Origin of the sequence: Streptomyces sp. NPDC052301 (assembly GCF_044593395.1) — a bacterium.
Lineage (GTDB): Bacteria > Actinomycetota > Actinomycetes > Streptomycetales > Streptomycetaceae > Streptomyces.
In genome coordinates this window covers 185,027-201,775 of record NZ_JBIUBE010000005.1, presented here as the reverse complement: position 1 = coordinate 201,775, position 16,749 = coordinate 185,027, and the positions used below count along the sequence as shown (strand labels likewise).

The 16,749-nt window shown below is 73.3% G+C and carries 12 protein-coding genes; 11 read left to right on the top strand and 1 reads right to left on the bottom strand.

From position 1 onward, the window contains the following. Nucleotides 1–63 precede the first annotated feature (63 nt). The 3 genes from ACIHEJ_RS15375 (at nt 64) to ACIHEJ_RS15365 (ending at nt 4,055) form a co-directional block, all read left to right on the top strand. Nucleotides 64–489 (top strand): SpoIIE family protein phosphatase, encoded by a 426-nt coding sequence (locus ACIHEJ_RS15375; protein WP_400135308.1) that lies wholly within the window; start codon nt 64–66, stop codon nt 487–489. Between the two features lie 157 nt (nt 490–646). Further along, the gene (locus ACIHEJ_RS15370; RefSeq protein ID WP_400135307.1) at nt 647–3,199 is read left to right on the top strand and encodes an amino acid permease; all 2,553 of its coding nucleotides are present in this window, start codon (nt 647–649) and stop codon (nt 3,197–3,199) included. A 145-nt stretch (nt 3,200–3,344) separates the two neighbouring features. Next, on the top strand, nt 3,345–4,055 hold the full coding sequence (locus ACIHEJ_RS15365; RefSeq protein ID WP_400135306.1) for a hypothetical protein: 711 nt from the start codon (nt 3,345–3,347) through the stop codon (nt 4,053–4,055). Nucleotides 4,056–4,105: 50 nt separating this feature from the next. Here ACIHEJ_RS15365 and ACIHEJ_RS15360 read toward each other — a convergent pair whose 3' ends face one another. After that, nucleotides 4,106–5,023 carry a hypothetical protein gene (locus ACIHEJ_RS15360; protein WP_400135305.1) on the bottom strand — a complete coding sequence of 306 codons (918 nt, stop codon included), beginning with the start codon at nt 5,021–5,023 and terminating at the stop codon, nt 4,106–4,108. A gap of 314 nt (nt 5,024–5,337) precedes the next feature. Here ACIHEJ_RS15360 and ACIHEJ_RS15355 point away from each other — a divergent pair, with 314 nt between their 5' ends. From ACIHEJ_RS15355 to ACIHEJ_RS15320, 8 genes are all read left to right on the top strand, one after another. Continuing rightward, nucleotides 5,338–5,937 carry a hypothetical protein gene (locus ACIHEJ_RS15355; RefSeq protein WP_400135304.1) on the top strand — a complete coding sequence of 200 codons (600 nt, stop codon included), beginning with the start codon at nt 5,338–5,340 and terminating at the stop codon, nt 5,935–5,937. 37 nt (nt 5,938–5,974) lie between these two features. Further along, nucleotides 5,975–6,943: a hypothetical protein gene (locus ACIHEJ_RS15350; RefSeq protein WP_400135303.1), complete on the top strand. Its 969-nt coding sequence runs from the start codon at nt 5,975–5,977 to the stop codon at nt 6,941–6,943. A 46-nt stretch (nt 6,944–6,989) separates the two neighbouring features. Then, nucleotides 6,990–7,766 (top strand): TIGR03936 family radical SAM-associated protein, encoded by a 777-nt coding sequence (locus tag ACIHEJ_RS15345; RefSeq protein WP_400135302.1) that lies wholly within the window; start codon nt 6,990–6,992, stop codon nt 7,764–7,766. 262 nt (nt 7,767–8,028) lie between these two features. Next, nucleotides 8,029–12,549 carry a ribonuclease E/G gene (locus ACIHEJ_RS15340; protein WP_400135301.1) on the top strand — a complete coding sequence of 1,507 codons (4,521 nt, stop codon included), beginning with the start codon at nt 8,029–8,031 and terminating at the stop codon, nt 12,547–12,549. Nucleotides 12,550–12,777: 228 nt separating this feature from the next. Beyond that, nucleotides 12,778–13,098: a 50S ribosomal protein L21 gene (rplU, locus tag ACIHEJ_RS15335; RefSeq protein WP_009188585.1), complete on the top strand. Its 321-nt coding sequence runs from the start codon at nt 12,778–12,780 to the stop codon at nt 13,096–13,098. A gap of 14 nt (nt 13,099–13,112) precedes the next feature. Next, nucleotides 13,113–13,367: a 50S ribosomal protein L27 gene (gene rpmA, locus ACIHEJ_RS15330; RefSeq protein WP_023550764.1), complete on the top strand. Its 255-nt coding sequence runs from the start codon at nt 13,113–13,115 to the stop codon at nt 13,365–13,367. Between the two features lie 120 nt (nt 13,368–13,487). Next, a complete protein-coding gene (obgE, locus tag ACIHEJ_RS15325; protein ID WP_400135300.1) occupies nt 13,488–14,936 on the top strand; it encodes a GTPase ObgE in 1,449 nt (482 codons plus the stop codon). Nucleotides 14,937–15,111: 175 nt separating this feature from the next. Then, on the top strand, nt 15,112–16,605 hold the full coding sequence (locus ACIHEJ_RS15320) for an FG-GAP-like repeat-containing protein (RefSeq protein ID WP_400135299.1): 1,494 nt from the start codon (nt 15,112–15,114) through the stop codon (nt 16,603–16,605). The last annotated feature ends 144 nt before the right edge of the window (nt 16,606–16,749 follow it).

Here is a 16,749-nt window from a genome sequence, read left to right as displayed (position 1 = left end):
GCCGTCAGGAGCGCAGGTGCCTCGCCGCCTCTTCCGGCGGATGAATCTGGGCACCCCGCTGGTATGGGCACTGCCGCCCCACCCGGAGCACCGTCGCGGCGGCCGGCTCCGGCGCCGCAGAGTGCCGCGCTCGCCCGGCGGTTCGTGCGATCGGCGCTGGACGACGTCCCGCCCGACCTGGAGGGCACCGCCGAGCTGCTGGTCGGCGAGCTGGTGACCAACGCGATGATCCACGCGCGCACCGAGGTCGACCTGCTGCCGGCCCACTCCACCCTGCTGCTCTTCACCGACGGCCTCATCGAACGCCGCGGAGAGTCCCTCGACGACGCCATGGCCCGGCTGCGCCGCCACACCGCGACCCACGCGCAGGCCCCGCTCGACGTCTTCTGCGACGAACCGGTCATCAAGTTCGGCACCGACAGCACCGACGACATCGCCCTGCTCGCCCTGCGCCCCACCCCCAGGCATGACAGCGCGTCGCGTGGGTGACGTCCGGTCACGTCCGCACCGGCTCGGCGCTGTTGCGGAGGGCGGCGGCGCGGCGTTGCAATCAAGTGTGAGGCCTTTCGCCAGTGCCGTGCCGGACGACCGCCCCGCTCCGGGTTCCGGGGCCGGCCGGAAGGGGCTCAGGAGCGACGCCCTGGGCATGTTCTCCTCGGTCGTCATGGGTCTGGCCTCCACCGGCCCGGCGTACAGCCTCGCCGCCACGCTGGGCATCATCGTGGCCGGGGCCGGACTGCAGGCCCCGGTCGTCACCATGCTGGCGTTCGTCCCGATGCTGCTGATCGCGTACGCCTTCCGGGAGCTCAACGCGGCCAACGCCGACTGCGGGACCACCTTCACCTGGGCCACCCGCACCTTCGGACCACGCGCCGGCTGGATGGGCGGCTGGGGCCTCATCGTCGCCGACATCATCGTCATGGTGAACCTCGCCGCGATCGCCGCCGCCTACGGCTTCCGGCTGGTGGGTCTGGACGGACCGGCGGAGAGCCGGCTGTGGGTGACCGTGGCGGGTGTCGTCTGGATCGCCGTGGTGACCGCGGTCTGTTACGTCGGCATCGAGGTCTCGGCGGCCGTCCAGCGGTGGCTGCTGTGCATGGAACTGGTGATGCTCCTCCTGTTCGCCGTCGCCGCGCTGGTCAGGGCCTACACCAGTCCTGCTCCGCCGACCGCGGTCCACATCTCCGCCTCCTGGTTCAATCCCTTCGAGGTGCCCTCGACGAGGGCCCTGACCTCGGGGATCCTCGCGGGGGTCTTCCTCTACTGGGGCTGGGACACCGCGTTCTCGGTCAACGAGGAGACCGTCGACAGCACGCGCGTCCCCGGCCGTGCCGCGGTCCTGTCGACCGTGCTGCTCCTGGTCATGTACGGCCTGGTGTCCACGTCGGCGCAGACGTTCGCCGGAGTCGGCACCACGAGCATCGGACTCGGCAACGTGCAGAACCAGGACGATGTGTTCTCCGGACTGGGCGAGGCCGTGTTCGGAAGCCACGGCACGGGGCTGTTCCTGTCGCGCCTGCTGATCCTGATGGTGCTGACCTCCGCGTTGGCCTCCGCCCAGACGACCGTCCTGCCGATGGCGAGGACGGTCTTCTCGATGGCGGCCCACAAGGCCGTCCCGTTCCGGTTCGCCCGGATCCACCGCAGGTTCCTCACGCCGACCTGGGGGACCGTAGGCATGGGGGCGGCCTCGATCGCCCTGCTGCTCCTGCTGACGTCGTTCAGCCAGAACCTCGTGGCCGACTCCGTCGACTCGGTCGGTCTCGCGATCGCCTTCCAGTACGGAATGACCGGCTTCGCCTGCGTCTGGTTCCACCGCAAGATCCTCACCCGCAGCAGGCGGGACCTGGTCTTCAAGGGCGTGCTGCCGGGGCTCGGCGCGCTGATCATGTGCCTGCTGTTCGTCTACGCGGCCTTCGTCGTCTATGCGGACCCCGGGTACGGCTCGACCGCCGTCGACCTGCCGCTGCTCGGCAGGACGGGCGGGGTCACCGTCCTGGGCCTGGGCGCCCTGCTGATCGGTCTGCTGCTGATGCCGGTGGTCACCCGTGGCCATACGGTGGCACTCAAACTCCAGCGGAGCATGCTCCCGGGCCGGCTGCCGCCGCACGTCGCCGTGGACTCGGCGAGCCGCTATCTGCCCGCCGACAGCGGGTCCGGGGTGGGCGGCGACTGGTACGACGTCATCCCGCTGTCGGGCACCCGGGTCGGGCTGGTCGTCGGGGACGTGCTCGGTCACGGCCTGCGAGCCGCGGCCACCATGGGACGCCTGCGCACGGGGGTGCGGGTACTGGCCCGGCTGGACCTGAGCCCGGACGAGCTGCTGTCACGCCTGGACGACCTGGTCGAGCAGACCGCGCACGAGCGCGCGGACGTCCGGGGCCCGGCCCGCCGGCTGCCGCGGTCCGACGAGGCGCTGGGGGTGAGCTGCCTGTACGCGGTGTACGACCCCGTCTCGGGGACGTGCAGCGTGGCGCGGGCCGGGGAGCCGGTGCTGGCGGTCGTCGAACCGTACACCGGTGCCGTCACCTATCCGGAGCTGCCGATCGGACCGCCGCTGGGGATCGGCGGCCCGCCCTACCAGAGCGCGGAGCTGCGGCTAGACCCGGGCAGTGTGGTCGCGCTCTTCACGGGCGGCCTGCTGCAGGCGGCCGACGGCCGTGACGACGGGCTCGCGCAGCTGTCCCACGTCCTCTCAGAGAACCGCGGCGCCCTGGAGGTGCTGTGCGACCGGGCGGTGAGCACCCTGTTGCCCGGGCCGGTGGACGTCGACGCGACGCTGCTCGTGGTCCGCACCCGGCTGCTCGACCGCAACCAGTTCGCCCAGTGGGCGCTGTCCCCGGACCCCGCCGCGGTGGCCACCATCCGCACGGCCGTCGGCAAACAGCTGCGCGACTGGGGCCTGGACGACCTGACGTTCACCACCGAGCTCATCGTCAGCGAACTGGTCACCAACGCCATCCGTTACGTCGGCGGCACGATCCGCGTACGTCTGATCCGGGACCGGACCCTGATCTGCGAAGTGTCCGACACCGGCCACACCACGCCCAATCTGCGGCACGCCGCGAGCGACGACGAGGGCGGCAGGGGCCTGTACATCATCGCCCAGATGACCCACCACTGGGGCACGCGCTACACCCCGACCGGCAAGACGATCTGGGCCGAGCAGGACCTCGCGCCGACGGACGGCCCGGAGTAACGCGTCCGGCAGGCACCGCGTAGCCCGACCTATTGATGTACAGGCGTGTTTCCGCATGATGCGCCGATGCTCCGGCCCGCCCGGGTGAGGCTCCCGCCCAGGCTCGTGGAAAGTCCCGAGCCCACCAGGATCAAGGAGCACCCACATGAGTCCTGAGCACAGGACGACCTCGCCCTCCGGGCCGGAGCCGGGCGGCCGGCCCACCCGGCTCCGCAGGCTCGCCGCGATCGCGGCGGCGGTGACGGTCGCGGTGGCGACCCCCGCGGTGGCGGTGGCCGCCGGCATGACCTCGCAGACGGGTGCGAGCACGACGTACGCCGCCGACCCCCGCCCGTGCGACCACACCAAGCCGGACAACAAGGGCGGCGACTGCGACAGCCAGCACCCCAAGCCCACCGTCACGGTGACCAGGACGGCGACGGCCACGGCGACCGTGACCACGACGGCGACCGCGACGGCGACGGCGTGCGGTACCGGCGTCGACTCGACGGACCCGAACGGCACCGAGCAGTTCCTCGCCGCGCTCGTCGGCGGGGTGCCATACGCCGGCCGGCGTCCCGGCATCGCGCCGTCCCCGGACAACCCGAACATCGTGTCGGGCCCGGCCAACGCCAGGGGCTGGACCGACCTCAGCGGCATCGCCGGCTTCCCCTCGGACCCGGTGTGCGGCGTCTCGGTGGACGCCAACGGCCGTGACGCGTTCTACAAGATCATCACGCAGGGAGGAGACGTCTACACCCTGCACTGCGCGGCTTCCAACGCCCTCGTGTGTCCCGCTCCGGCGCAGGGGCAGCGACCCGCGTCCCAGTGGGTGCCGGTGGACCCCCAGCCGACGGACAACCCCCAGCAGCCGTGAACGAACCGGCGTCTCCGCCGGCGGGAACCCGTCGGCGGGGGCGCCGCGCGTCAGCGCTCGGGAGGCTCCTCGGAGTGATGACGGGAGACCTGCCGGCGCACGGTCCGCCAGCGCGACCGGGTCTGGTCGACGACGCTGTTCCACTGCCGGCGGACCTCGTCGTCCGGGGTGCGTCCGCCCTGCTCGATCCGGATGAGTTCGTCCCGTACCTCACGGCCCAGCGCGGCGGACCCGACGATCACGAGCATGACGCCGAAGAGGGCCGAGATCAGCGCGAAGACGGCGCCGACCAGGCCGTACCGGTCGGCGGAGGTGTTGAACAAGTGCGGCAGGTACAGGCGGGTGCCCACGGAGTAGACCGCCGTCGTCACCGCCGCCGTGACCCCGAAGGGCACCAGATCCCGCCAGGTGATCCTGCGCGCGGACAGCAGCCAGCCGCTCCAGATCAGGAAGGCGGCGCTGAGCGGGAGCTCGCAGACCGCGGCGACCAGCCCCGTCCGGCCGCCGCCGAGCAGCACGGACAGCCATCCGGTGACCAGCGTGTAGAGGGCGGCGGACAACAGCCACCACAGGCCGTTGCGGGTGTTGCGGACGCTGAGGGGCTTCAGCTCCCAGGTCTGTTCGAACAGCCGCTGCGCGGCCCGGGTGAAGCTCAGCGCGGAGACCACCATGAACAGCGCGCCGAACACGCTGATGCTCGTGCTGCTGCTCTGGGCGGGCGAGAACAGGGCGTTCACGGCGTCGGCGCCCGCCCCGGTCAGCCCGTACCGCTCGGTGATCCGGTGCGCCACGTCGGAGGCCGTGAGGCTGCCCAGCAGGGCGCTGCCCAGGATGGCCGCCGGGATCAGGGCGGTCAGGGCGCTGGAGGCCAGGGCCATCGAGCGGTCGAAGCCGGCGACTCTTTGGAAGCGGTTGAGGACCCGCAGCGCGAACGCGGGCCGCAACCAGAACGTCAGGAGCCTGACCACACGCCGGTGACTGTTCTCCGCCGTCGTGCTCTCCTCACGGGAAGACCGGGGACAGGTCCAGGGCCGGGGAGTGCACGGAGGTCCCTGGTGTGCCGACATTAACGTCCGGCACCGTCCGCGCCGGGGACGACACGGGCCGAGCCGGTCGTGCGATCCGCCGGGGATCCACGTCGGCACGGTCGGGGAGGAAGCTCGGTCCCGTACGAGGGGAGGCCGCCGCGCGGACCGCATCACGGCGGCATGCGGCAGTCGAGGGCCGGCGGCACGATGGAAGCGGCGGGGGACGGCCACGAGACCCCACGGGAGGACGTCCCATGGCTCAGCAGACGGCGACGAAGACAACGGCCGAGAAGCCCGTCACCACGGCCGGTGTGTTCTTCTCGTTCGCCCCGTGGATCATCTTCGGGGTGGTCGCCGGCCCCAGCACCTGGGAGTACGCGGCCCTCGCCGCGCTGGTCGCCGCGATCGCCCTGTCGGGGCGGGACCTCCTGCGCGGAAGGATCCGGATCCTCGACATCACCGCCATCGTCTTCTTCGCCGTCCTCTGCGTCCTCGGGCTGGCCGTCAGCCGCGCACAGCTCCTCTGGGTCGAGACGTACGCCCAGGTCATCTCCAACGGGCTGGTGGCCGTCGTCGCGCTCGGATCACTGCTCCGCGACCCGTTCACCGCGCAGTACGCCCGGGAGTCGACCCCCCGTGAGTTCTGGGACTCGCCGGTCTTCAAGCACATCAACCAGGTGCTGACGGCCGTGTGGGGGCTGGCCTTCGCCCTGATGACGGTCTCGACCTGGCTGGCCGTGCGCTTCCCCTCGCAGGACGACTGGTTCAACTGGGTCGTCCCCATCGCCCTGTTGGTCGGGGCCGTGAGGTTCACCGAGAGCTACCCGGACGCCTACAAGGCGCGCGCGACCTGACCGGATCCGAACGGGCGGCTCCGGCGTCCGTCTCTGTATGGATCTTCAGCAGCCGCCGCCCGCGTCCCGGCGACCGGAGGGATGCCTCGTCACCGCCGTCCGCATCCCGGTGCGGATCGTCGCCCTCGTGCTGGTCGTGCCGGTGCGGATGGTGTGGGACGCGCTCGTCGTCGTCGGCCGGGTGCTGCGGGACGCCGTGCTCCGGCCGCTCGGGCGGGCCCTGGCGTGGGCGGGGAAGGTGCTGTTCGTCCGGCCCCTCGTGGGGCTGTGGCGGTATGTCCTGGTGCCCGTCGGCCGGGCACTCGCGTGGCTGGCCGACGTCCTCGTCGTCGTACCCGCCCGGTGGCTCCACCGGTACGTGCTCACACCCGTCGGGCACGCCCTGGCCCGGCTGGCGCGGTACCTCGTCGTGGTGCCCGCGCAGTGGCTGTACACCTGGGTCCTCGCGCCGGTGGGACGGGCGGTCGCCTGGTGCGTACGGGGGCTGGGACGGCTGGTGGGCGCGGTCGCCGCCGGGATCGGGCTGGTCCTGTACGGGATCGCCCGTGTGCTGCTCGTCCTGCCCGCCCTCGCCCTGTGGCGCCGGGTGCTCGCGCCCGTCGGCCGGGTGCTCGCCGTCGTCGCCCGGGAGGTGGGCGACGCCCTCGGGCACGCCTGGCGGATCGCCGGGCACCTCTCGCGGGCCGTCGGGCGGATCCTGGGGACCCTCTTCCGGTGGATCTTCGTGGAGCCGGTGAGCTGGGTGTACCGGACCGTCCTCACACCGGTCGGTCACGTCGTGCGGGACACCGTCCTGCGCCCCGCCGGCCAGGCGCTGCGCGCGCTGGGCCGGGGCGCGCGCGAGGCGCTCACCGCCGCCCGCGACACGGTACGGCGGGCGCGCGCCGACTTCCGACGGATGCTGTGGGGCGACCCGCACCCGCCGGTCGCGGTGGACCGGCGGGAACCTTCGCAGCCCGACACACGTACTCTTGGTAGCAGTACGACCGCTCTCACGAAGGACTAGGACACTGGGCAAGCGACAGCCCGAAGGCCCGCCGCCCGCACCCGCGGTGCAGCGCATCCGACTGCGCTACACCAAGCGCGGCCGCCTGAGGTTCACCAGCCACCGAGACTTCCAGCGCGCCTTCGAGCGTGCGCTGCGCCGTGCCGAGGTGCCCATGGCGTACTCGGCCGGGTTCACGCCGCACCCGAAGGTGTCGTACGCCAATGCCGCACCCACCGGCACGGGCAGTGAGGCGGAGTACCTGGAAATCGCGCTCACCGCACCGCGTGACCCGGAGACCCTGCGCGTCCTCCTCGACGAGTCGCTGCCCGCCGGGCTCGACGTGATCGAGGCGGTCGAGGCGCGGACCTCGGGCCTCGCCGACCGGCTGACGGCCTCCGTGTGGGAGCTGCGGCTGGAGGGCGTGGACCCGGCCGACGCCCGGCGCGCCGCCGAGGCCTTCGACAAGGCCGGGACCGTCGAGGTCCAGCGGATGACCAAGAACGGCGTCCGCACCTTCGACGCCCGCCCGGCCGTGGTGAGCCTGGAGACGCACGGTTCACCGGCTGATAGGCCGACCGACCAGCCCTGTGCGATACTGCGGCTGGTTGTTCGGCACGTGACGCCTGCCGTACGACCCGACGACGTCCTGTCCGGTCTCCGCGCCGTGGCCGACCTGGCGCCGCCGGTCCCCGCAGCGGTGACCAGGCTGGCGCAGGGGCTGTTCGATGAAGAGACCGGCACGGTGACCGACCCGCTCGCGCCCGACCGCGAGGCAACCGGGGCCCTGACGGCCGCACCGGCTGCCGCCGCGACGGCGCCGACGCCGGAAGGTTCCGCGTAAGGACGGACGTCGTAGCGCCGCCCTCGTACTCGGGAGCCACCTGGGTCGGGCAGCGCACCGACCAGAAGACTTTCGCCAGGCCGTACCGACAAGGCGTACGGAACCGGCGAGACAGGACACAGAGTGCTCCCGTGTGGCGCCCGCGCCCCGGACGGCGGCCACCGCGTATCGCGCGGGCCGCGGACGTCACCGGCGGACGGTCTTTCCGGACCGCCGCCGGACCAGGCGCGGCGCCCGGGGGCCTGACGGGAGAAACGCCCGCATGCTCGAGCCGACCGAACCCCATGAGGGTTCCGAACTGAACACTCCCAGCGACACCCTGCCGCCGCGCAGGCGTCGCCGTGCAGCCTCCCGCCCGGCGGGCCCGCCCGCCGCGGCCGAGGCACCCGCCGAGGTGACCGTGCCGGCCATACCGGCCGCCGATGCCGACGAGGTCACCGAGGTTCTCGCGACCGAAGGTGCGGAAGAGGCCGCCGAGCCGGTCGAGGCCGGTGTGACCGCGGAGGCCGAGGAGGCCGCCGGGCCGCCCGCCGCCGAAGAGGCCGCGCCCGCCCGTCCTCGTCGCCGGGCCACCCGCCGGGCCTCCGCGCCCGCCGGTTCCCCCACGTCGGCCGAGGCCGTCGAGACCGTCGTACCGGCCGCGTCCGCCGCCGAGCAGCCCGCCGCCGTCGCGGAGGGCGGCGAGGTCGTCGTCGGTGAGGAGGCCGCCCCGCGCCGCACCCGCCGCCGGGCCACCCGCAGCGTCACCGCGCCGACCGCCGCCGCCGAGGCTGCCGCGAGCACCGAGACCGAGGCCCCCGCCGAGGCCGCCGGCCCGGCTGAGGCGTCTGCCGTCGTGGAGGAGGCTGCGCCCGCTGCCCGTCCGCGTCGTCGGGCGACCCGTCGTGCGTCCGCGCCGACCGGTGCGCCCGCCGCGGCCGAGGCTGTCGAGTCGGTGGCTCCTGCCGCCGTTGCTCCGGCCGAGGCCGCTGGCCCGGCTGAGGCGTCTGCCGTCGTGGAGGAGGCTGCGCCCGCTGCCCGTCCGCGTCGTCGGGCGACCCGTCGTGCGTCCGCGCCGGCCGGTGCGCCCGCTGCGGCCGAGGCTGTCGAGTCGGTGGCTCCTGCCGCCGTTGCTCCGGCCGAGGCCGCCGGCCCGGCTGAGGCGTCCGCCGTCGTGGAGGAGGCCGCGCCCGCTGCCCGTCCGCGTCGTCGGGCGACCCGTCGTGCGTCCGCGCCGACCGGTGCGCCGCAGGCCACCGAGGCCGTTGAGTCCGCCGAGCCCGCCGCCGCGGAGGCTCCGGCCGCCGCTGCCGAGGCACCCGCCGTCGAGGCCGCCGCCCCCGGTGAGGTGAGCGGTGCCGAGGAGGAGGCCGCTCCGCGCCGTACCCGCCGCCGGGCCACGCGCCGGGTGTCCGCGCCCGCCGAGGCCGCACCCGCCGTCGAGGCCGAGGCCGCTCCCACCGCCGAGTCCGGTACGGGCGCGCAGACCCCGGAGGTTCCCGTCAACCAGCACACCACCGAGCCCGCGTCCGCCACCCGGCCGACGCCCGCCGCCGAGGCACCACAGGCCCCCGCCGAGGCCGAGGCGCCCCGCCGGGCCCGGCGCCGGGTCGTCCGTGCCGCGTCCGGATTCGCCGAGCCCGCGCAGAGCGCCCGGTCCGCGAGGGCTGCCCGGAGCGAGGCCGAGGACGCCGAGGAGGCCGAGGCGCCGCGCCGGCCCAAGCGCCCCACCGTCGCCGTCTTCCAGGCGCCGGTGTTCGCCGAGCCGAAGTTCCAGACGCCGGAGCGCGCCGCAGCCGAGGCCGCCGCCGAGGTCGCCGAGACGGAGGAGCCCGAGGAGTACGCGGAGGAGCGTGCCGAGACCGGCTCGCGTCGCCGTCGTCGCCGCCGGGGCGCCGCCGCGGAGGAGACGCGCCCCGCCGAGACCGCCACCGAGGACGAGGAGCCGGAGGCCGAGGAGGCCGCCGATGAGCTCGCCGAGGGCGAGGAGGCCGACGAGACCGAGGGCGCCGACGGCTTCGAGGAGTCCGGTTCGCGTCGCCGTCGCCGGCGTGGTGGCCGTCGCCGCCGCCGTGGTGACGCCGCCGACGGCGAGGCCGGTGAGGGCGCGGACGCCGAGGCCGACGAGCTGGCCGCCGAGCAGGCCGCGCAGGACACCGAGGACACCGCCGAGCAGGAGGAAGAGGACGCCGAGGAGGACCGGGACGACTCCGCCTCCTCCAGCGCCGGCAGCCGGCGCCGTCGCCGGCGCCGTCGCCGGGCCGGTGACAGCGCCCCCGAGACCGAGCCGTCCTCCGACGACCCGGAGCGTACGGTCGTCAAGGTCCGCGAGCCGCGCAAGCCGAGCGAGCCGTCCGACGAGGTGCAGTCCATCAAGGGCTCGACGCGCCTGGAGGCCAAGAAGCAGCGCCGCCGGGAAGGCCGTGAGCAGGGCCGCCGCCGCGTCCCGATCATCACCGAGGCCGAGTTCCTGGCCCGCCGTGAGGCCGTCGAGCGCGTGATGGTCGTCCGCCAGCACGGTGACCGTACGCAGATCGGCGTCCTGGAAGACGGCGTGCTCGTCGAGCACTACGTCAACAAGGAGCAGTCGACCTCGTACGTCGGCAACGTGTACCTGGGCAAGGTCCAGAACGTGCTGCCGTCGATGGAGGCCGCCTTCATCGACATCGGCAAGGGCCGCAACGCGGTGCTCTACGCCGGTGAGGTCAACTTCGAGGCGCTGGGCATGGCCAACGGCCCGCGCCGCATCGAGTCCGCCCTGAAGTCCGGGCAGTCCGTGCTCGTCCAGGTGACGAAGGACCCGATCGGGCACAAGGGTGCGCGTCTGACCAGCCAGGTCTCCCTGCCGGGCCGCTACCTCGTGTACGTCCCCGAGGGCTCGATGACCGGCATCAGCCGCAAGCTCCCCGACACCGAGCGGGCCCGGCTGAAGACCATCCTCAAGAAGATCGTTCCCGAGGACGCGGGCGTCATCGTGCGCACCGCCGCCGAGGGCGCGAGCGAGGAGGAGCTGCGCCGGGACGTCGAGCGGCTGCAGGCGCAGTGGGAGGACATCCAGAAGAAGGCCAAGAACGGCAACGCGCCGACGCTGCTGTACGGCGAGCCGGACATGACCGTCCGGGTCGTCCGCGACATCTTCAACGAGGACTTCTCCAAGGTCGTCGTCAGCGGTGACGACGCCTGGGGGACGATCCACGGCTACGTCTCGCACGTCGCCCCGGACCTCGCGGACCGGCTGTCGAGGTGGACGTCCGAGGTCGACGTGTTCGCCACCTACCGGATCGACGAGCAGCTCGCCAAGGCGCTGGACCGCAAGGTCTGGCTGCCCAGCGGCGGTTCGCTGGTGATCGACCGGACCGAGGCGATGGTCGTCGTCGACGTCAACACCGGCAAGTTCACCGGCCAGGGCGGCAACCTGGAGGAGACGGTCACCAGGAACAACCTGGAGGCGGCCGAGGAGATCGTGCGCCAGCTGCGGCTGCGCGACCTCGGCGGCATCATCGTGATCGACTTCATCGACATGGTCCTGGAGTCCAACCGCGACCTGGTGCTGCGCCGCCTGCTGGAGTGCCTGGGCCGTGACCGTACGAAGCACCAGGTGGCCGAGGTGACCTCGCTCGGCCTGGTGCAGATGACCCGCAAGCGGGTCGGCCAGGGCCTGCTGGAGTCCTTCTCGGAGACCTGCGTCCACTGCAACGGCCGCGGTGTCATCGTGCACCTGGACCAGCCGTCCGCGAACGGGGGCGGCGGCAAGCGCAAGAAGCGCGGCCGTGGTGGTGACGTGCACGAGCACGTGCACGAGACCGCCGCGGTGGCCGTCGAGACCGGTGAGGCCGTCGAGCCGGAGACGGAGACCGCCGTCGAGGTGGCCGCCGAACTCGCCGAGCCCGTCGCGCTGCCCGCGCCCGACTTCGCGCTGGACGAGGAGCTGTACAGCAGCGTCGCCGAGGCGGAGGCGGCGGCCACCCGTGGCCGTTCGCGCCGCCGGGCGAGCCGCCGCGCGTCGGCACCGGCGGGCGCGCCGAAGGCGGAGAGGGCAGGGACCCGCAAGGCCGGCAAGGCCGAGGCCGAGGCCGCGGAGGCCGTCGAGGTTCCGACCGCGCAGGACGTCACCGCCGAGCAGGCGGCCGCGCGCCCCGTGCAGCCGGAGTCGGCCACCGAGGCCCTCGCCGAGCCCGCCGCCGCCGAGGACCAGGTGGTCCCGGCGCCTCAGGCCGAGGCACCGGCCGCGGAGGAGGCCGCGCCCAAGGGCCGTACGCGCCGTCGGGCGACCCGGAAGGTGTCCGCGCCGGCCGGTTCCCCCGCGGGTGTCGAGGCGGCCGTGGTGACCGTCGCGGAGCCCGCCGCCGAGGCCCCCGTCGAGGAGCCGCCGGCCCCGGTGGCCGCCGAGGAGGCGCCCGCGCCCGCCGAGAGCGCGGCCCCGGCCCGTCCGCGCCGTCGCGCCGTGCGCAAGGCCACCGCGCCGACCGCTGCCGAGGAGACGGCCGTGGTGGTCGTCCCGTCGGCCCCGGCGGAGGCCGCTGCCGAGGCCCCTGCCGCCGAGGCTCCCGTCACCGCGGAGGCCCCGGCCGGCGAGGTGACGGCCGAGGAGGTGGCCGAGGTGACGGCTCCGGCCAAGAAGGCGGCCCGCAAGACCGCAAAGAAGGCCGCGGCGAAGAAGGCCGCCACCAAGAAGACCGCGGCCAAGAAGACGGCCGCCAAGAAGACGACGGCCAAGAAGGCGGCCAAGACCGCCAAGACGGCCGCCGCGAAGACGACGGCGAAGAAGACCACCACGGTCGCCACCGCCGGAGACGAGGGCTGACGCCCGGGGTGTGGGGCCGGTCCAGGTGACCGGCCCCACACCCGCGGGGCCCGGTTTGACCCCTTCGGCTGTGGCCCCGTAACCTTGACCGTCGGCGTGCGCATTGAGCACGCCACATCCCCGTAAACCTCTTCCTCCCGGACGCAAGGCGGGCCGGGAGAGGTCGCCCGTGACGTTGTGGGCGGCTGGCCTTCGGGGGTGCCGTTCTCGAGCGAAAGAGAGATCCGCGTGTACGCCATCGTGCGCAGCGGTGGTCGCCAGCACAAGGTTGCTGTCGGCGACATCGTTGAGGTTGACAAGATTTCCACCGCCAAGGTTGGCGACACGGTCGAGCTCTCGACCCTGCTCGTTGTCGACGGCGACGCTGTGACCAGCGACCCGTGGGTGCTGGCCGGCATCAAGGTCCAGGCCGAGGTCGTGGACCACCACAAGGGCCAGAAGATCGACATTCTGCGCTACAAGAACAAGACCGGCTACCGCCGTCGGCAGGGTCACCGCCAGCAGTACACGGCGATCAAGGTCACGTCGATCCCCACGGCTGCGAAGTAAGGGACTGAGGAGAAATGGCACACAAGAAGGGCGCATCGTCCACCCGGAACGGTCGCGACTCCAATGCCCAGCGGCTCGGCGTGAAGCGCTTCGGCGGTCAGGTCGTGAACGCGGGTGAGATCCTGGTCCGCCAGCGCGGCACCCACTTCCACCCCGGCGCCGGTGTCGGCCGTGGCGGCGACGACACGCTGTTCGCCCTGCAGGCCGGTGCGGTGGAGTTCGGTACCCACCGTGGCCGCAAGGTCGTGAACATCGTTCCGGTCGCCTGATCCAAGGCCCAGACCGAACGTTTTTTCGCGAGGCGGACCTCACTTCCCGTTCGGGAAGGCAGGTCCGCCTTTCGCGTGTTGAGCAAGGACAAACCCGTATATCCCTGGAGGCACTGAACCATGACCACCTTCGTGGACCGCGTCGAGCTGCACGTCGCCGCGGGTAACGGGGGCCACGGCTGTGCCTCCGTCCACCGTGAGAAGTTCAAGCCGCTCGGCGGCCCGGACGGTGGCAACGGCGGCCGTGGCGGCGACATCATCCTGACCGTCGAGCAGTCGGTCACCACGCTGCTCGACTACCACCACTCGCCGCACCGCAAGGCCACCAACGGCAAGCCCGGCGAGGGCGGCAACCGCTCCGGCAAGGACGGCCAGGACCTGGTCCTGACGGTGCCGGACGGGACCGTGGTGCTGGACAAGGCGGGCAATGTGCTCGCCGACCTGGTCGGGCAGGGGACGTCGTACATCGCCGCGCAGGGCGGCCGGGGCGGCCTCGGCAACGCGGCGCTGGCCTCCGCCCGCCGCAAGGCGCCCGGTTTCGCGCTGCTCGGTGAGCCCGGTGACCTGCGGGACATCGTCCTGGAGCTGAAGACCGTCGCCGACGTGGCGCTGGTCGGCTACCCGAGCGCCGGCAAGTCCTCGCTGATCTCCGTGCTCAGCGCGGCCAAGCCGAAGATCGCGGACTACCCGTTCACGACGCTCGTGCCCAACCTGGGTGTGGTGACGGCCGGTTCGACCGTGTACACCATCGCCGACGTGCCCGGTCTGATCCCGGGCGCCAGCCAGGGCAAGGGCCTGGGCCTGGAGTTCCTGCGGCACGTGGAGCGGTGCAGTGTGCTGGTGCACGTGCTGGACACCGCGACCCTGGAGTCCGACCGCGACCCGGTCTCCGACCTCGACATCATCGAGGCGGAGCTGCGGGAGTACGGCGGCCTCGACAACCGCCCCCGGATCGTCGTCCTGAACAAGGTCGACGTGCCCGACGGCAAGGACCTGGCCGAGATGGTCCGCCCCGACCTGGAGGCCCGCGGTTACCGCGTCTTCGAGGTGTCGGCCGTCGCCCACATCGGCCTCAGGGAGCTGTCCTTCGCGCTCGGCGACCTGGTCGCCAAGGCGCGTGCCGCCAAGCCGAAGGAAGAGGCGACCCGGATCGTCATCCGGCCCAAGGCCGTGGACGACGCGGGCTTCACCGTCGCCCGCGAGGACGTCGGCGGCGAGCCGCTGTTCCGGGTGCGCGGCGAGAAGCCGGAGCGCTGGGTCCGCCAGACCGACTTCAACAACGACGAGGCCGTCGGCTACCTCGCCGACCGCCTCAACCGCCTCGGCATCGAGGAGCGGCTGATGAAGGCGGGCGCCCGGGCCGGCGACGCCGTCGCCATCGGCCCCGAGGAGAACGCGGTCGTCTTCGACTGGGAGCCGACGGTCATGGCCGGCGCGGAGATGCTCGGCCGCCGCGGTGAGGACCACCGCTTCGACGCGCCGCGGCCCGCGGCCCAGCGCCGCCGGGACAAGGAGGCCGAGCGGGACGAGGCCCTGCGCGAGTACGGCGACTTCGACCCGTTCGAGTGAGGACGCGTCCCCGGGAGGCCCGGCGAGCCGGGCCTCCCGGCACCGAAGAACTGAAAAAGTGAACGTCGGGGAAATCTGGGGCGGCGGTGAGGGCAACCCTGCCCCTTCCCGGTGAGTCGTACCGTGCGACGCGGAGAGGATCTTGCACCTCGCCGCGTCGCACTCCTCTCTCTCCATGACTCCCGGAGCCGACGTGCCTCTGTTCCGCCCCTTCCGCCGGCGCACTCTCGCGATCGCCACCGGCATCGCCCTCGCCGCCGGTGCCCTCGCGGCCCCCGCCGCCCTTGCCGCCGCCCCGGCCACGGACCCCAGCGGCAAGCACCTGCACGACGACTTCAACGGGGACGGCTACGCCGACCTCGCCGTCGCCGCGCCCTCGGCGACCGTGAGCGGCCAGAAGGGCGCCGGCTATGTCGCCGTCCTCTACGGCTCGGCGAGCGGGCTGAAGACCTCGACCCAGCAGGTCTTCAGCCAGAACAGCGCCGGGGTGCCGGGCAGTGCCGAGGCCGGTGACCGGTTCGGCAGCGCGGTCGCCACCGCCGACCTGGACCGGGACGGCTACGCCGACCTGGTCGTCGGGGCGGGTGGCGAGGACACCACGGCCGGCACCGACGCCGGGACCGTCGAGGTCGTCTGGGGCGGCCCGAAGGGGCTGTCCGGCGGCGCGACCCTGGCCGGCGGGAAGGCGTACGACGGGTTCGGCGACCGGGGGCACCTGGTCGTCGGGGACGTCGACGGCAACGGCGCGCCCGACGTCGTCACCGTCGAGAACGCGCACGACCTGCGCGTGCTGAACGGGCCGTTCCGCCGCGACGGCTCGACGGCGCAGGCCGGCCGGCTGGTCACGGACCAGTTCGACAGCCGCTATCTGGACCTGGCCGCGGGTGACCTCAACGGCGACGGCATCACCGACATCGCCGCCACCAGGAACGACGGCGACGAGTGGGACGCCCGCCGCGTCGTGTACTGGACGGGCACGCACACCGGGCTCACGCCGTACACGATGGTGCGGGACACCAGTGCCTACGGACTCGAGGGCGGCGAGCACCTCGCCGTCGGGGACGTGAACCGGGACGGCTACGCCGACCTGGTGGTGGGCCGGGCCGCCGAGGGCGCCGACAGCGATGTGGACACGCCGCTCGCCAAGGGCGGCCGGATCGCCTGGATCCCGGGTACCGCGAACGGTCCCGACGGGACGAAGGCGGTGCTCCTCAACCAGGACAGCGCCGGTGTGCCGGGCACCGCCAAGCCGGGGTCCGGTTTCGGCAGCTCCGTGTCGGTCGCGGACATCGACGGCGACGGCTACGCGGACGTCGCGGTGGGCGTGCCCGGTACGAGCGGCGGCGGCCGGGTCGTCACCCTGCGCGGCACCGCGGCCGGTCCGACGGGCAGCGGCGCGAAGGCGTTCGACCAGGACACCGCGGGTGTGCCCGGGGCCGGCGAGAGCGGGGACGCGTTCGGCACGGCCGTCCGGCTGGTCGACGCCGACAGCGACGGGCGGGCCGATCTGGCCGTCGGCGCACCGGGGGAGAACAGCAAGGCCGGGGCGGTGTGGGTGCTGCGCGGCGGCTCCACGGGGATCACCCCGAGCGGCTCGTTCAGCTTTGCGAGCGGCACCCTGGGCACGGTGGCCACCGGCGCCCAGCTGGGCTACGCCTTCGGTTCCTGAACCGGTGTTCGGCCCCCGGGCCGGCCCGTGCCCCGATCGTGTCGCCTGTCGGCCTCCGGCCCGCGGCGCGTTCTGAACTACCGTCAGATCCGTTGTGGCGCGAGGGTGTTCTCGTGCCGCGACGGATTTCCTGTTGTCTGTCCA

What these genes read in the sequence shown, in the direction of transcription:
- ACIHEJ_RS15375 (WP_400135308.1), top strand. Translation starts at nt 64, where the DNA reads ATGGGCACTGCCGCCCCACCCGGAGCACCGTCGCGGCGGCCGGCTCCG.
- ACIHEJ_RS15370 (WP_400135307.1), top strand. Translation starts at nt 647, where the DNA reads ATGTTCTCCTCGGTCGTCATGGGTCTGGCCTCCACCGGCCCGGCGTAC.
- ACIHEJ_RS15365 (WP_400135306.1), top strand. Translation starts at nt 3,345, where the DNA reads ATGAGTCCTGAGCACAGGACGACCTCGCCCTCCGGGCCGGAGCCGGGC.
- ACIHEJ_RS15355 (WP_400135304.1), top strand. Translation starts at nt 5,338, where the DNA reads ATGGCTCAGCAGACGGCGACGAAGACAACGGCCGAGAAGCCCGTCACC.
- ACIHEJ_RS15350 (WP_400135303.1), top strand. Translation starts at nt 5,975, where the DNA reads ATGGATCTTCAGCAGCCGCCGCCCGCGTCCCGGCGACCGGAGGGATGC.
- ACIHEJ_RS15340 (WP_400135301.1), top strand. Translation starts at nt 8,029, where the DNA reads ATGCTCGAGCCGACCGAACCCCATGAGGGTTCCGAACTGAACACTCCC.
- rpmA (WP_023550764.1), top strand. Translation starts at nt 13,113, where the DNA reads ATGGCACACAAGAAGGGCGCATCGTCCACCCGGAACGGTCGCGACTCC.
- obgE (WP_400135300.1), top strand. Translation starts at nt 13,488, where the DNA reads ATGACCACCTTCGTGGACCGCGTCGAGCTGCACGTCGCCGCGGGTAAC.
- ACIHEJ_RS15320 (WP_400135299.1), top strand. Translation starts at nt 15,112, where the DNA reads ATGACTCCCGGAGCCGACGTGCCTCTGTTCCGCCCCTTCCGCCGGCGC.